This window comes from Flavobacterium sp. Leaf82 (assembly GCF_001422725.1).
Taxonomy (GTDB): domain Bacteria; phylum Bacteroidota; class Bacteroidia; order Flavobacteriales; family Flavobacteriaceae; genus Flavobacterium.
In genome coordinates, this window is sequence record NZ_LMMA01000023.1 from 431826 (window position 1) to 448404 (window position 16579).

General features: G+C 34.3%; 9 protein-coding genes. 6 read left to right on the plus strand and 3 right to left on the minus strand.

The window, feature by feature from the left end:
- Nucleotides 1–35 precede the first annotated feature (35 nt).
- Nucleotides 36–3689, plus strand: a complete 3654-nt coding sequence (gene purL / locus ASF10_RS14285) for a phosphoribosylformylglycinamidine synthase (protein ID WP_056250349.1) — start codon at nucleotides 36–38, stop codon at nucleotides 3687–3689.
- A 57-nt stretch (nucleotides 3690–3746) separates the two neighbouring features.
- Here purL and ASF10_RS14290 read toward each other — a convergent pair whose 3' ends face one another.
- A complete protein-coding gene (locus ASF10_RS14290; protein WP_056250351.1) occupies nucleotides 3747–4031 on the minus strand; it encodes a hypothetical protein in 285 nt (94 codons plus the stop codon).
- A 236-nt stretch (nucleotides 4032–4267) separates the two neighbouring features.
- Between ASF10_RS14290 and ASF10_RS14295 the strand changes: the two genes are divergently transcribed.
- The 3 genes from ASF10_RS14295 to ASF10_RS14305 all read left to right on the plus strand — a co-directional run bounded on the left by ASF10_RS14295 (nucleotide 4268) and on the right by ASF10_RS14305 (nucleotide 9195).
- Nucleotides 4268–6670, plus strand: a complete 2403-nt coding sequence (locus ASF10_RS14295) for a TonB-dependent receptor domain-containing protein (protein WP_056250352.1) — start codon at nucleotides 4268–4270, stop codon at nucleotides 6668–6670.
- A gap of 135 nt (nucleotides 6671–6805) precedes the next feature.
- The gene (locus ASF10_RS14300) at nucleotides 6806–7237 is read left to right on the plus strand and encodes a hypothetical protein (protein WP_056250354.1); all 432 of its coding nucleotides are present in this window, start codon (nucleotides 6806–6808) and stop codon (nucleotides 7235–7237) included.
- A 179-nt stretch (nucleotides 7238–7416) separates the two neighbouring features.
- Complete coding sequence (locus ASF10_RS14305) at nucleotides 7417–9195, plus strand: AMP-dependent synthetase/ligase (RefSeq protein WP_056250356.1); 1779 nt, start codon at nucleotides 7417–7419, stop codon at nucleotides 9193–9195.
- A gap of 92 nt (nucleotides 9196–9287) precedes the next feature.
- On the opposite strand, the gene ASF10_RS14310 is transcribed toward ASF10_RS14305, so the two are convergent.
- The gene (locus ASF10_RS14310) at nucleotides 9288–9869 is read right to left on the minus strand and encodes a hypothetical protein (RefSeq protein ID WP_056250358.1); all 582 of its coding nucleotides are present in this window, start codon (nucleotides 9867–9869) and stop codon (nucleotides 9288–9290) included.
- Nucleotides 9870–10957: 1088 nt separating this feature from the next.
- Here ASF10_RS14310 and ASF10_RS14320 point away from each other — a divergent pair.
- Nucleotides 10958–14050, plus strand: a complete 3093-nt coding sequence (locus ASF10_RS14320) for a DUF6493 family protein (RefSeq protein ID WP_056250362.1) — start codon at nucleotides 10958–10960, stop codon at nucleotides 14048–14050.
- A gap of 6 nt (nucleotides 14051–14056) precedes the next feature.
- The gene (locus tag ASF10_RS14325) at nucleotides 14057–15385 is read left to right on the plus strand and encodes an SWIM zinc finger domain-containing protein (protein ID WP_056250365.1); all 1329 of its coding nucleotides are present in this window, start codon (nucleotides 14057–14059) and stop codon (nucleotides 15383–15385) included.
- Between the two features lie 120 nt (nucleotides 15386–15505).
- On the opposite strand, the gene ASF10_RS14330 is transcribed toward ASF10_RS14325, so the two are convergent.
- A complete protein-coding gene (locus tag ASF10_RS14330; protein WP_056250368.1) occupies nucleotides 15506–16132 on the minus strand; it encodes a hypothetical protein in 627 nt (208 codons plus the stop codon).
- Nucleotides 16133–16579: the final 447 nt, after the last annotated feature.

Consider the following 16579-nt stretch of genomic DNA (forward strand, 5'->3'; position numbering starts at 1 on the left):
AATTTGCACTTCAATACAACAAACTACACATCACAATGATCCATTTCTTTGAAAACCAAAGCAAAACTGTTTTTGCCGTACAAACGCAAAACGAAATTTCGGCTCAAGACATTTCAAAACTAAACTGGCTTTTTGCCAACTCTAATAAGATCGAGAAATCCGCACTGTCGGATTTTTTTGTTGGTCCACGTGCCACAATGATCACACCTTGGAGTACAAATGCTGTAGAAATTACTCAGAATATGGGTATTCCGGGCATTATCAGAATTGAGGAATTTCATCCTGCAACGGAAGATTTCACGGATTTTGATCCAATGCTTTCACAAAAATTCAATCAATTAGATCAGGAGATTTTCACGATTAATGTTCAACCAGAACCAATTTTGGAAATCGATGATATTGCGACTTATAATAAAGTTGAAGGTTTGGCTTTAAGCCAGGAAGAAGTAGATTATTTAGACAATCTTGCTGTAAAACTAGGCAGAAAGTTAACAGATTCTGAGATTTTTGCTTTCTCTCAAGCGAATTCAGAACACTGTCGTCACAAAATTTTCAACGGAACTTTTGTAATTGACGGTGAAGAAAAAGAGACTTCTCTTTTTAAATTAATCAAAAAAACATCACAGGAAAATCCTAACGATATAGTGTCTGCTTACAAAGACAACGTTGCTTTTGTAAAAGGACCAAAAGTGCAGCAGTTTGCACCAAAAACAGCTGACAAACCAGATTATTACGAGATAAAAGAATTTGATTCGGTTTTATCTTTAAAAGCAGAAACACACAATTTCCCAACAACTGTAGAGCCTTTCAATGGAGCTGCAACAGGTTCAGGAGGAGAAATTCGTGATCGTTTAGCCGGAGGACAAGGTTCATTGCCATTAGCGGGAACTGCGGTTTACATGACTTCATATTCTCGTTTAAACGACGAAAGAAAATGGGAAAATGCTGTTGCAGAAAGAAAATGGCTGTACCAAACTCCAATGGATATTTTGATCAAAGCTTCAAACGGAGCTTCTGATTTTGGAAATAAATTCGGGCAACCCTTAATTACAGGTTCGGTTTTAACTTTCGAACATTCAGAAAACGACCGTAAAATTGGTTACGATAAAGTAATCATGCAAGCGGGCGGAATTGGTTACGGAAAATTAGATCAGGCAATTAAAAAGAAACCACAAGAAGGCGATAAAATCGTAATTCTTGGTGGAGAAAATTATAGAATTGGTATGGGTGGAGCTGCGGTTTCGTCTGCAGATACTGGAGCTTTTGGTTCAGGAATTGAATTAAATGCTATCCAACGTTCAAATCCTGAAATGCAAAAACGTGCTGCTAATGCCATTCGTGGTTTGGTAGAAAGCGATCACAACCCAATTGTTTCGATTCACGATCATGGAGCTGGAGGACACTTAAACTGTCTTTCAGAATTGGTGGAAGAAACTGGAGGTTTAATCGATTTAGACAAATTACCGGTTGGAGATCCTACACTTTCCGCAAAAGAAATTATTGGTAACGAATCTCAGGAAAGAATGGGATTGGTTATTGGTCAAAAAGATATTGATACGTTACAAAGAATCGCTGACAGAGAGCGTTCACCAATGTATCAGGTTGGAGACGTAACGGGAGATCACCGTTTTACTTTCGAATCAAAATCAAATGGTTCAAAACCGATGGATTACGCTTTAGAAGATTTCTTCGGAAGTTCTCCTAAAACGGTTATGAACGACAAAACTATCGATAGAAAATATGCTGATGTTTCTTATGACAAGGCAGACTTCGAAAAATATTTACAAGATGTTTTACGTCTTGAAGCTGTTGCCTCAAAAGACTGGTTAACTAATAAAGTGGACCGTTGTGTTGGTGGAAAAGTAGCTAAACAACAAAATGCAGGACCGCTTCAATTGCCTTTGAATAATGTTGGAGTTATGGCTCTGGATTATTTAGGAAAAGAAGGAATCGCGACCTCTATTGGGCACGCTCCTATCGCTGCTTTGATTGATCCGGTTGCAGGAAGTAGAAATGCTATTGCCGAATCGTTATCAAACATTGTTTGGGCACCAATTAAAGATGGTTTAAAAGGTATTTCATTATCTGCAAACTGGATGTGGGCTTGTAAAAACGAAGGTGAAGACGCTCGTTTATACGCTGCCGTTGAAGGTTGTTCAGACTTTGCAATCGAATTGGGAATCAATATTCCGACAGGAAAAGATTCACTTTCGATGAAACAAAAATATCCAAACGACGAAGTAATCGCGCCGGGAACGGTTATTATTTCAGCTGGAGGAAACTGTACTGATATTAGAAAAGTAGTTGAACCGGTTTTACAGAAAAACGGAGATTCTATTTATTATATCAATTTGTCTCAGGATGATTTCAAATTAGGAGGTTCCTCTTTTGCACAAATTAGAAACACAATCGGAAACGAAACGTCTACAATTAAAGACGCTTCTTTCTTTAAAAATGCATTTAATACAATCCAGGAATTAATCGGCGAAAGCCAAATTTTAGCCGGACATGATATCGGAAGCGGTGGTTTAATTACTACTTTATTAGAATTGTGTTTTGCTGATGTAAATCTTGGAGCAAAAATTGATTTCAGCGCTTTCGCGGAAAAAGACTTATTGAAAATCCTTTTCGCTGAAAACATCGGAATCGTTTTCCAGGCAAAATCTGACGCAACTGTTGAAGCAAAATTGAATGCTAACAATATCGAATTCTTCAAATTAGGAAAAGCGACAACTACTGAGACTTTAGACCTTGGACTTTGGACTTTAGACATAAAAGCTTACAGAGATATTTGGTTTGAAACTTCTTATTTATTAGACCAAAAACAATCTAAAAACGGAAGAGCTCAGGCACGTTTCGAAAACTATAAAAATCAAGTTTTACAATATACTTTCCCAGCACATTTCACAGGTAAAAAGCCTGTCATCTCGAGCGAAGTCGAGAGACCAAAAGCGGCTATTATCCGTGAAAAAGGAAGTAATTCTGAGCGTGAAATGGCAAATGCGATGTACTTGGCAGGATTTGATGTAAAAGACGTTCACATGACCGATTTAATTTCTGGTCGTGAAACGCTTGAAGATATTCAGTTTATTGGTGCAGTTGGAGGATTCTCTAACTCAGATGTTTTAGGTTCTGCTAAAGGTTGGGCCGGAGCATTTTTATACAACGAAAAAGCAAAAACAGCTTTAGATAAATTCTTTAAAAGAGAAGATACTTTATCTGTTGGAATCTGTAACGGATGTCAATTGTTTATGGAATTGGAAGTTATTAATCCAGAGCATGAAGTTCATGGAAAAATGTTGCATAACGAAAGTAACAAACACGAAAGTATCTTTACTTCTGTAAAAGTTCAGGAAAATAACTCGGTTATGTTATCGACTTTGGCCGGAAGTACTTTAGGTGTTTGGGTTTCTCACGGAGAAGGAAAATTCAATTTACCTCTTGCTGAAGAAAACTACAACATTGTTTCGAAATATGCTTACGAAGGTTATCCTGCAAATCCTAACGGTTCTGATTACAACACTGCAATGATGTGTGATAAAACCGGAAGACATTTGGTTATGATGCCTCATATTGAGCGTTCCACTTTCCAATGGAACTGGGCTCATTATCCAAAAGACAGAAACGACGAAGTTTCGCCTTGGCATGAAGCTTTTGTTAACGCCAGAAAATGGATTGAGAAAATCTAAAAAATATATTTTTATTATAAAAATGCCTCGACAAGAATAGTGTCGAGGCATTTTTTTTTAACGTTTTAAGGAAGTTGCTATACCAGTCACTAAACTTGCAGATGCAAAAGCAACTAATCCGGAAGCAATTGCTGTTTGACCTGCAAAAAGCTGATCGTGTTCAATTTTTCCCTGAAATAATATACCTCCTGCTAATCCTGCAATTGCACCTATAGCAATTGCGCCAATATACCACCAAGGTTCCGGATCTGGCGGCGGTGGAGGAAATTTTAAAAAACGTTTCCACCAACCCGGATACAATGTTCCGCAAATACCCAATACTGCATAAAAAAAGGTTGCCATAATATTAAATTTTAAAAATATTGCCTACTCGTTTGCTTTTCGGCTTTCGCATTTTAATAAGACAAAACTATACAACACGCTGCAAAATTATATCAGGCTATTTCCTGTTTATTAAAAGGAAAAACACCCTTTTATTTAACTGCTTCCATGTTTCTTTAAAGCACTCTAAGACTAATTTAATGATATCTTAAGGCACTTTAAGAAGCTGTATTTACTGGGATAAATATCTTTGTCTCATGAAAAAATGGAGTCAAAACCTATCGCTTTTAAGTATCTTATTTTTATTAAGTCAATTTGCATTTGGGCAAAACTCTTCTGTAAAAGGAACCGTTTCTGACGGAAAACTTCCTGTGGAATTTGTAGATGTTATTTTAAAAAATGCAAACGACTCTACAAAAGTTGTAGGCTATGCTGTTACGGATGCTTCCGGAAGTTTTGATTTACAGCATATAATTTCTGGTGATTATGAATTGTCATTTAAATTAATTGGATTTAAAACTGTTTCTCAAAAAGTAAAACTTACCGGTTCTCCCCTATTTATTGGAACTGTAATTTTACAAAATGATACCAATTTACTGAACGCTGTTGTGGTTAATTCTGCCAAAAAACAAATTCAGAAAACAGACGAAGGTTTTATTTTTAATGCCGTCTCAAATATTTCACAATCCGGAGGAACAGCGACAGATATGCTAAAAAGCATTCCAACAGTTGCTGTTGATGCTGATGGAGGAATTACGCTGAGAGGAAAATCGCCTATGATTTTGATCAACGGAAAAAATTCTGCTATTACCAATATGGATCAAATCGCAGCAAGCAGTATTGAAAGTATCGAAGTTATTAGCAATCCTACAGCAAAATATGATGCAAATGCAGAAAGCGGAATTATTAATATTAAGCTGAAGAAAAACAATCAAAGTGGTATAAATGGCGCTGTAGTTCTGGGCAGCGGATTTGGCGCAAAAGGAAGATTAAACAGTTCTGTACTTTTAAATCAAAAAACCGGAAAATGGAATTTTGGTTTAGGTTACGACAATCGTTTTGCGGGAAGAACAAAAAAGATAAAAGGCGAAAGAACCAATAATTTTATTGATGATGAACATTTTATCAATCAAAACAGAAATGACGAACGAACAGAAGGTTTACAGAATTTAAAACTGAATATAGATTTCTCTCCAAACGATCAAAACAGTTTTTCGTTTGAAGCTCTGGGAAACTTAGAAAGTCAGGACAATGATGAGACTTTGCATACTCAGGTTAACACAAATACCAATCAGTTTTTTTCGAGTAATGTGAGACATTCATTAGAATTAGAACGTTCAAAAGTTGGCGAACTGGCTTTTAGTTATGATCGAAAATTTAGTGATGATCGCAAAAACCTGAACGCGAGCATAACCTCTTCTTTCAATAAACATAAAGAAAACACTAATATTGACACTTTTAATTATGACCAGTATAATGCTCAGATTGATGATGCTTTTTTACAAAGAACACACAATTATGAGCACGAAAATATATCTAATGCTATTGTAAATTATGCATTTCCTGTTTCAGAAAAATCGATTGTAGAAACGGGTTATAAAGGAACATTCCGGTTTTTTAATTCTGATTTTCAAAGCGCCGATTTCACAAATGGTGAATATTTAATAAATCCTCTTGCTAGCAATTCCTTTAAATTTAACGAACAAATAAATGCTGTTTACGGATTGTTGAATTCTTTTATTGGAAATGCCGACAATCCAAAATGGAAATATAATCTGGGCTTGCGTGCAGAAAATGTTTCGAATACCGGAGCAACGCTAAATAACAGTGATCGCTTTAATAATGATTATCTAAAACTTTTTCCTTCGGCATCTTTACAACTGAATTTACAATCTAATGATTTTGTAAAAATTGGGTATAGCAAACGTATTAACCGACCAGATTTAGATGATTTGAATCCGTTTGTAGATATTACAGATGCATTGAATCCTCATGGCGGAAATCCATATCTAAAACCTGAAATCATACATATTGCAGAAATAAGTTATAATAAAGAATGGTCGAAATATTCGTTTTCAAGCAATGCTTTTTATCGAAATGCAACCAATACCATTAAGCAATATGCAGAATTACAAGACAATGGCGTTATTTTATTACAACCCAGAAACATTGGAAGCACAATTACTTATGGTTTAGAAACCATTTTTAGCCTTAAACCTGTTGGTTTTTATGACGCCAATATTAGTGTAACCGCTTTTCAGCAGAATATTGATGCTTCAAATCTGGCACAAGATGTTGTAAATAACGCTTTTAGCTGGTACGGAAAAATCATCAATAATTTCGTTACCTGGAAAGGCGGAAAACTACAAATTATTGGCAATTACAATTCGGCATTAGCGACTCCGCAAGGAAAAAGAATTCCAATCTACAATGTTGATATGGGTTTTCAGCAAAAGATTGGCAAAGGAAATGCTCGTTTAGGATTAGTGGTTACAGATATGTTTAATACGCTAGAAAGCGGTTATAAAAACAATACTTTATTATTTAGCAATAACAGAACTTCAAAATCAGACACGCGTGCTTTAATGGTAACTTTTGCTTATACTTTTAAGTCAGATTTTAAAGAAAAACTTTTGGAAAATCAATTTTCGACAGAGTAAAATTATTAAGTAAATAAAAATTCTCATTCTTGTAATTTGGATTCATTTTTTTAATGAAAATTGAACTATATTCGCCAAAAAAATTATGCCACAGATTTTTTTTTTCGTTTCCAAAAACACTTAAACCTACATAGAATGAAATCGATACATTTATTACTTATCACGTTATTTTTTGTTTCTGCACAATCCTATTCACAAGTTCAGGTAGATCAAATTACCTATAACGGCCGTGATCATTATATCACGACAACTATTGGTTATCCTGCTCCGGGAACTTACATCCCAACAGGTCAAAAAACGCCAAGTACGGTTTTAAATCCGGATGGAACTGGTGTTATTCAGGCAGATGATTTAACAAAAACAAAAATTAACTGGGGAATCGAATGTACCGAAGAAGGAATTCCGGTTTTTAAAGAAGGTTTTAATAGTGCATCTTACACATTCTGGTACAGAGATAACGGAAGTGAAGTGTGGAATTACTCTCAATTTTCTATTCATTTTACCAAGAAAAAAATGTTTTTAATGGGCGAAAGAGTAAAAGATTACGTCGATTATAATGTACAATAATCGGATTCGAAATTTGAATAAAATATAAGATTTTCTCTGTATTTCAAAAAATTACTACAAAAAAGAAAACGTTTTCGTAATATTTCTATATTACCTATAATTTTTCCCATAAAATTGTATAAAATTAAAAATCATACCTAAATTTTATTTAATTTGCGGTAAAATTCAATATATTAAACATGGTTTCAATCACACGCCTTTTTGATTTTCCCTATTATCAACAAGAAACTTACAACCTTCCAGTTGCTTTGGCAACCAAAAAAAATGGAGTCTGGGAAAAAACATCTAGTCAGGAATATATTGCAAAAGCTAATGCTGTTTCAAGAGCATTATTACGTTTGGGCGTTCAAAAAGATGATAAAATTGCTTTAATTACTTCAAATAATCGCAGCGAATGGAATATCATGGATATTGGTATTCTGCAAACTGGAGCTCAAAACGTTCCTATTTACCCAACAATTGCCGAAGAAGATTACGAATACATATTAAATCACAGCGGTAGTATTTACTGCTTTGTGTCTGATGAAGAAGTACTTCAAAAAGTAAATGCCATAAAAGCAAATGTGCCTGCATTAAAAGAGGTTTACTCGTTTAATGAAATTGCAGGCTGTAAACATTGGTCTGAATTATTGACGCTTGGTGAAGACGAAAGTAATCAGAACGAGGTTGAAACAAGCAAAGACAGTATAAAAGAAGACGATTTAGCCACTATTATATATACATCAGGAACCACAGGAAGACCTAAAGGCGTTATGCTTTCGCACAAAAATATTGTGTCGAATGTTTTGGACAGCGCACCAAGGATTCCGTTTGATGCAGGAAAAAGTACCGCATTAAGCTTCTTGCCTATTTGCCATATTTTTGAAAGAATGATTTTGTATATCTATCAATATTATGGTGTATCCGTTTATTTTGGAGAATCGATTGATAAAATTAGTGATAACTTAAAAGAAGTTCGACCAACAGTAATTACTGCTGTACCAAGACTTTTAGAAAAAGTATATGATAAAATTTATGCCAAAGGAAGCGAACTGACCGGAATCAAGAAAAAACTATTTTTCTGGGCTATCGATTTAGGTTTAAAATATGAGCCATACGGAGCAAATGGTTTCTGGTATGAGTTTCAGTTAAAAATTGCCCGAAAACTTATTTTCAGTAAATGGAAAGAAGGTTTAGGAGGTAATTTAGATTTAATGGTTTCAGGAAGTGCAGCTTTGCAACCTCGTTTAACAAGAGTTTTTGCTGCTGCAGAAATTCCGGTTATGGAAGGTTACGGTTTATCTGAGACATCGCCAGTAATTGCTGTAAACGACCAAAGAAACAAAGGTTTCAAGATTGGAACTGTTGGAAAAGTAATTCGTAACGTTGAAGTTAAGATTGCACAAGACGGAGAAATACTTTGCAAAGGACCTAATGTAATGTTGGGTTATTTTAAAGATGATGAAAAAACTGCCGAAGCGTTGCAGGATGGATATTTTCATACCGGAGATATTGGTGAAATTGACAGCGAAGGTTTCCTGAAAATTACAGACCGTAAAAAAGAAATGTTCAAAACTTCAGGAGGAAAATATATTGCTCCGCAGTTGATTGAAAATGCCATGAAACAATCTCGTTTTATTGAGCAAATTATGGTAATTGGTGACGGAGAAAAAATGCCAGCAGCTTTTATCCAGCCAAACTTTGATTTTGTAAAAGAATGGGCAAAAATTCATAAAATAACTTTAGGAAGCACAAATGCAGAAATTAGTGCAAACCCTGACGTAATAAAACGTATCGACGAAGAAGTAGAAGGAATCAATGAGAAATTTGGTCATTGGGAAAAAATCAAACGTTTTGAATTAACTCCTGATGTCTGGTCTATCGATGGCGGACAATTGACTCCAACTTTGAAACTAAAGCGTAAAATTATCAAAGAAATCTACAAAGATCTTTACGCTAAAATCTACGATCATAATTAAATCAAAATAATATAACCAAACGGAAAACGGCTGTCTACAAAGACAGCCGTTTTTTATTTCACGAAGATTTCCTTCAATTGAACAATAGTGTTCTAGCCACTCGAGAACCTTGGGTTTCCCGGATATCTCTCCTGATCTCTTTTCTTAGAAAACAGAGTTGCGAAATTTGAAAAAAGATTTCTGTGTTTAGGATATTCTCCTGATTTTTCATTTTTATCTTTTACAAGACTCGCTATTTCTCTTCTTTTGTTCTCAACTTCAACAGCTTGTTTAGCGCTGTAGCTGCTTTCAACTTGTTTTGCATCTTCGATTCTACACATTTTATTAAAGTTTTTAAAAGGACGCGGTTGAAAATCGACCATAACTGCTGCCAGATTTATTGCATCAATATTAGATGGATCTGTTTCACCTTTAAAAAAGGTTTCAATAGGTCTGAACTTGTCTTTTTGCTCCTTAAATTTATTCTTTTTGGTATGATCAAAATCTATAGAAAATAAATTTCTAAAAACGTTTAAGTCATCCTGAGTTGCGTTATTCTCGAAAATAAGCCAGCAAAAGTCACGTAGTTTTCCACGAGATGGACTGTACAAATAATCGAAGTATTCGCCTTCTTTCTCTATTTCATATTTTAATCTAATTGCTCTTTTGTATTTTTCTAGTGTATTGTTATTCATAATATTTTATTTTTTTAATTATTGTAAATCTTAGGTAATTTGCTACTATGGCTAAAAGCACTAAGCATTGTATATTTTTTTTCTACGCCCGATAACTATCAGTTGTTTAACCTTTAAACTTATGCTTCTCTGAACCTTTGAATCTCGAAACAAATTTTTAGGCATAAAAAAAGCACCCGATTAAAGGTGCTTCATGAGATTGCATAAGATATGTCTATCCTACTGCCATTCATGCACCTGTATTGTAAAACGTCCCGAAACGAATCCTGGGGCCTGTAATTCTGCGCTATATGAGTTATATTTAAAATCCATTTTGTTTTTATTTGTTGTGTTGTATTTATTGTATTGTATGTTTAAATCATTATTGTTTGAAATTCTATCTTCAAATTTCTTCGACAAAGATATAGTGGAAAAGATCAATTATCCAAATCATTTTTAACATTTATTTTATTGACAATCAGCAATTTAAGTTCGTGTTAGAGCAAAGAAATCCCTGTCCGCATATTCCTGCAGATTCATAATTATACCAATTGATTGTATCTCACCAGATTACTTTTCAAGATTATATTTCGCTATTAGATTTAATCATTAAACTTTGGTTCATTATTTTTTTAATTATTTTAGTTAAAACTTCTTTTTCTTTCATACTGAGCGAGTCAAAGTACATTTTCTATCCTGATAAGTAATCTATATTGTCGCATTTTTACTTTATTCTCTGTGACAAAAACAAAAAAAGCGCCCTGAAAAGGACGCTTTTATATATTTATGTTGAACTTGTAATTACGATTCACGCTTTCAATTCATTAAAATACACATCACATCCTGAGCCTTTAGCTGAAATAAATTCGGCTAAAAGATCGCAATATTGTCTTACTGATGAGTTATTATGTATGTTTTTCATTTCCATTTCAGGTACAAATCTACAATATATTTTAACATTTCTAAAATATTCTCACATAATTATTTATAAAACGGAGATGAATTTTAACCAAAATTTTCATTTAAAAACACTGATAAACCTTAATAATTTTATATTTTTGAGAATATACGCACACTTTATTTTTTATCAATACAGTCCCTAAAATAGCATGAAAAAATACCTCAAATACATCGACGGAAACTCTGATAAGTTTTGGCAAATTGAAGTTACAGGATTAGAATATACTGTGACTTACGGAAAAAACGGAACATCAGGAACTTCTCAAACCAAATCATTTTCTACAGACGAAGAATGTCTGAAATCAGCAGAAAAAGTACTTGCCGAAAAAGTAAAAAAAGGATATTCAGAAACCGGTGATGTTGCCGTAGCTTCAAAACCAAAAACAGCCAAAAGCGCAAAATCTGACGAAGTTCTGGAAGAATATGAAGCGATCTTAAAAGCTAAAAATATAGATTTATTACTGCCTTTTCTTAAAGAAAAATCCAAAGGAAATATTGAGGCTTTAAAAAAACTCATCAAAAAAAGTAAGCGTTATTTCATGACGTATACAGATCTTACTAAAGATCCGGGTTATGTAAAAAAAGACAAACACGATTACGGCTGGGGAACTCGCGGCGATAAAAAACAAAGTGATATTATCACGCTTAGCGCCATCGCCTTATTTGATAAAGCCGATATTAATTCCTGGGATGAAGCTTTGAGTTTACTGAACGAACTTGACGAAAAACCTCAGGTTCTGGAAGTTTTACTGTGGGCAAAACCCAACTGGCTTGATACTTTTATTTTAGATAAAGTAAAAAGACAAGATTGGGTTGGATTTAATTATCACACGCTCCGTAAATTAGAAGAACAGGATTTAATGTCCTTTAATCCTGAATTATATGCTTTGACACTTGCCGCGACAAATGAGTGGCGCGCAAAGGTAAAAACACGGGCTTTTATCAATAATCTACTAAAAGATAAACTCGCTTATCAAAGGGATATTCCGGAATTGTTTAATTACGAAACGATTTTGCATAACAGTTTCTTTAGGGAAAATGATAAACAAAATCATGATGAATTCCAGACCTGGGCAATTATCTACAAGTCATTATTAGACGAAAATAAAATGGATCGCGCTTTCTTTATCGAAAATGCAATCCTGATTCAAACCAAAGAATGGAACAATAATCTGAAATCTTTCTTTAGAAAAAGAATCGAAGAATTTAATGTTACTGCCGATGAACTTGTCATTCATCAGGAAAATATATTCTCGTATTTACACAATCCGTATCCGCCAATTACGAGTTACGGAATTGAATTGATCAAGAAAATATACGATCATCCAAAATTCAAAACCAAATCATTTCTGGAATGGCTTGAACCGCTAATGATGCGCAGCGATTGCAAAGCAGCTATTAAAAACGTGTTGCCAATTCTGGAAAAACTGACCAAATCGAATCCTAAACTTAGCGCAACAATTACTGCAATAATTGCTGATGTTTACGTAATTGCAGATCTGGCTTTGCAGGAACGCGCCACAAAAATCATAACCAAAATAGGAAACGTAAAAGATAAGGTTCTTAAAGAAAAACTTTCGTCGTATGTAACGTTAATGCAGGGAAACATTAAATCAGGATTAACGCAGTTTTTAGACGAAGATGCCTTAATGATTGACGATGCTGCTCTTGAGGAATATACATTCGAACCTCAACGAGAATTATTGCTTACAGAAGAAGTTCAGTTACCAAAGGATTGGAATGATATAGTTTTTCAGTTTGGAAATTTTATAGGATCGGAAGATATTTTGGATACCGAAATTTTGATGAATGTCTATATTCAACAGCGCGATTTGTTTCCCGCAGATTATACAGCACAATTAGAGCCGTATAATAAGCAATTGCAGAAACATTATTTTGAAGCCGTTCATAAAAATTACCTGAAGTCATTTTTACAGCAGAAAATTCCAAATATAAATGGCAAATTCGACAGTACCTACAAGCATTATGCAAAAATAAATACGCTTACTTTAATGAAATATTTGCTGGAAAAAGTACAGCAAAAAATCGTTTCAGATTCGGTTTTACCGTTACTCTCCTTCCCTAGCCATAAACCGTATTGGGTCGCTCCAAAAGTTTTATTAGAAAGAATTATTGCGTATCAAAACACAAAAGAAGAAATTGATTATACCGATTTGGCCATTGCAATTGCGCGTATGCCGAGAGAAAATATCGATGAAGCATTGCCTTTGCTTGATCAGGTTGAAGGCGAACTCAAACCGCTTTTAACATTCTGTCTTGGTATTGATGAAAAACTAAACTTAGATTCGACTTCTATCTTCTCGAAACTATTGGCAACAATGGGTAAAACGACCAAAGAAACCGGAAACTTATCACTTTGGGCTGTTGCGGCACGAACATTTTATCCTAACGATACTTTTCCTGAATTCGAAAATACCTATTTAAAAGATGTTCCGTTTGTGGTTGTTCCTTTTAAACCGGTAGTTCAGTTTAAAGAAAAATGGAATGAATGGACAAATTATCAAACCAAACAAAAAGAGAGAACGCCATCGTGGTATGAGCTGCGATTCGACGTGCCTAATTATGCTAAAATCCCGAATTACTTGTTGTACAGCCAGGATATTTACAACAGACCAAACAGTTGGGATTATAATATAAATTATGCCGGAAACACCTATTTCTGGCACAGTATTATGCCACAAAACTCAGATGCGCTGGCTTTGACTTTGCTACATAATTGCGGAATTGCCGATGGTGCAAAACCGGAATTAAAAGGTTTTCTGGACGTAATAAACCGACCAGAATTTCGATTCTCAGACATTAGCATACTTTTGTTTGCGTGCGCTTTCTTTCAGGAGAAAAAAGATATCCGATTATTGGCATCAGAAATTTTGATTCAGTTAATCGAAAAACAAGCTGTTGATGTTGAACTTCTTGCTCAGAAAATAGCGTATCTGACAATCGAAAAATATGGCGTATTTTTAAGATTAGTCGACGGATTAATTGCCCTTAAAGATGTTTCGCCATTGCATAATAATGCTTTGTTGAAATTGTTGAACTCATTCTTTGCTCATCTTGATTTAAAAGACAAATTGCCAACCAACTTCAAGAAAATCATAGAAAATTATGTTGATATATTAACCAAAACGAATCAGAAACCATCGGCTCAGGCAATTGTTTTCTTTGAGCAATGGAAAGATAATGCATCGCTTAAATCGTTGATTAAGCAAATTTTAAAATAAAGAAAAATGACAGATCTCGAATATAATTATAAAGGAATTTCGACTTACAGTAAAACCAAAGGCATCAACAATCTGGTTCTGGCACACCAAACCGAAATTGAAGAAGTCAATAACATTCCATGTTTTTTCTGGGGAAGTTTGACAGATCCTTATGTTACCGCAAAATGCTGGACTACGATTGCCAAAGTCGTTCGTTCCAGTTTTGGACCAACTCCGCCAAGTCTTCGCGATCCTATTGTTTCGGCAGGATCTGAACGTTTGCGTTTTGAGGGGTTTTCGTCCTGCAATGGCGTTTATGTGCGACTCGACATGAAACCCGAAGCGATCGACGGAGAATTTATCGCCAACGGAACGACGAATGTCGATTTTAATGACCCGATGCTGAATGCCTTAAATGCGATTCAGAAAAACGAAAAAGTAACCCTTGCCGTTGGTCAGCAGGATGTTCAGGTGATAACCAGCAAAGCAAAAGTAACGGAGAAAAAAGTGACTTTACCCATGCGCTGGATAAAAGGTTTAACGAGCGTACAATTGTATCTTGCTGATATGGATATTAAGTTTGAATTGAATAAAATTCAGACGATTCAGTTGTTTCAAAGTTTACCAAAAGGAACCGTAAAAGGTGATTTTTTTATTACCAAAAGAGCCGGAAAATTTATGTTTTCGACTTTGGCAACGGCCGATAGCGTTAGAATTGGCGGCGTACAGCGCTTACGATTATTAGAAGGAATTTTGGCCATTGTAGATAAAATTTTCATTTACGAATCGTCAGATAAACAAACTTGCGCGATTGTGGCTGAGTTTGGAAAAATGCAGCTTCTCATGGCATTTTCTCCAGATTCGTACCGAGGATTTTCAGGAGAAGGAAATGTGCTCGAAACCATGACCGAAAACTTACCTATAGAATGGGTTTACGGTTTAAACAGTTTACTTAAATCAAACGAAACTTTTGACCCAACAATGCTTTCTATCGAAAATGATATCGATTTTGGAACCATGGACAATCTAGCTTCGAATTTATCCTCGATGGGATTATTGGGTTATGATTTAAGCGAAAAAGCACATTTTTACCGCCGACTTCCGTTTAAAACCGAACGTATTTTATCGCTGAATCCGAGGTTGAAAAATGCCAAAAAACTAATCGATAACGAAGACATCGAAATCGTCGAACGAAGAGCCAATTATATCGAAGCCAAAGTAAAAGGTTCAGGCGTTTTGCACAAAGTTATTATCGACAATAATTCGCAACGATGTACCTGCGACTGGTTTACGGCTTATCAGGGTAAAAGAGGAATTTGCAAGCATATTTTGGGAGTTAAGATGATAATTTCCTGAGATTAGTTTTTGATATAAAAGAAAATCGCCCTGATATTGGGGCGATTTTAGATGCAGATTATACGGATTCGCTTTCGCGAAAACGCGGATTTGTACGGATTTTTTTTAAGTCTAAATAATTTAAGGTTTATAAAAGTCTTCTATAACATAAAAAACGGTGTCGATAAAAAATAAAGCTCCCTGAAAAGTCAAAACATTTTCATCATGTAAATCTTCAAGGATAATTCCTAATTCCGGATTAAAATAATCGTTGTTTCTGGTGTTAACAAAACCGTTTGAGGTTAAAAAAACTTTTACGTTTTCTAATTCTGTATCACTATCAGACTCTACAAAACGCTGTTCTACTACGGCATATACTATTTTGTTTTGTTCATAAAAACCAATTAATTGATATGCAGTATCAGGAAAATAGAAATTATTTAATAATAAATTATTCAAATAATCTTCCCAACTTTCATAATAAATACTATCATTTAGCTTTATTACTTTATGCTTGTTTTGAAGGTAAACTTTTTGCTCTGCTCCCGAGGAAATGAAAGCATTGATATTAATTGATGTAATCCAGAAACCATTCCTGTCACAGAACTGTTTTATTAGCGCTGTTTCTTCACTTTTGATTTGCTTGCCTGACTCAAACGTTCCGCTTGGGCTCTTGCTTTTTCTAAGGTAACCGGAGATTGCTTGGATAGAATTTCCATGCCTAACTTGGCTCTTTCCTGAAATGATATTTTGTAGTCCATTTTTCATGAAGTTTATAATACAAATATAAAGATTTAAAGTTACTATTTACTTCATCCTATATAAAGTAAGAAAAAGCGCATATTTATTAAATAAGAAAAACAATTAAAACTATACTTTTTGTAAATCATTTTACTTTTAATCTTCTTGATAAAGTTTGTTGAGCTTTACAACATTTGTTCTAGCTGAAATAAAAAAGTCGAATATTTAGAAAATATCACAAAAAATGAAATAACATTCTTGATAAAAGAATTTCTTACTATATAAATGTGCAATGAAAGTTGCACATTTTTTTGTTTTTATAATAGTTAAGATTAGTTTTTATACATGCATCGTTTTTAGATTATTTCTCATTATTTAATAAAATTAATGGTTAAAAAATTGTTTAATATATTATTTTGTAATATTTTTACTTCAATTTATTTGAACTAATAAATAGCAAAGTAAGAAATTATT

What these genes read in the sequence shown, in the direction of transcription:
- ASF10_RS14290 (WP_056250351.1), bottom strand. Translation starts at nt 4,031, where the DNA reads ATGGCAACCTTTTTTTATGCAGTATTGGGTATTTGCGGAACATTGTAT.
- ASF10_RS14310 (WP_056250358.1), bottom strand. Translation starts at nt 9,869, where the DNA reads ATGAATAACAATACACTAGAAAAATACAAAAGAGCAATTAGATTAAAA.
- ASF10_RS14325 (WP_056250365.1), top strand. Translation starts at nt 14,057, where the DNA reads ATGACAGATCTCGAATATAATTATAAAGGAATTTCGACTTACAGTAAA.
- ASF10_RS14330 (WP_056250368.1), bottom strand. Translation starts at nt 16,132, where the DNA reads ATGAAAAATGGACTACAAAATATCATTTCAGGAAAGAGCCAAGTTAGG.
- ASF10_RS14295 (WP_056250352.1), top strand. Translation starts at nt 4,268, where the DNA reads ATGAAAAAATGGAGTCAAAACCTATCGCTTTTAAGTATCTTATTTTTA.
- ASF10_RS14305 (WP_056250356.1), top strand. Translation starts at nt 7,417, where the DNA reads ATGGTTTCAATCACACGCCTTTTTGATTTTCCCTATTATCAACAAGAA.
- purL (WP_056250349.1), top strand. Translation starts at nt 36, where the DNA reads ATGATCCATTTCTTTGAAAACCAAAGCAAAACTGTTTTTGCCGTACAA.
- ASF10_RS14320 (WP_056250362.1), top strand. Translation starts at nt 10,958, where the DNA reads ATGAAAAAATACCTCAAATACATCGACGGAAACTCTGATAAGTTTTGG.
- ASF10_RS14300 (WP_056250354.1), top strand. Translation starts at nt 6,806, where the DNA reads ATGAAATCGATACATTTATTACTTATCACGTTATTTTTTGTTTCTGCA.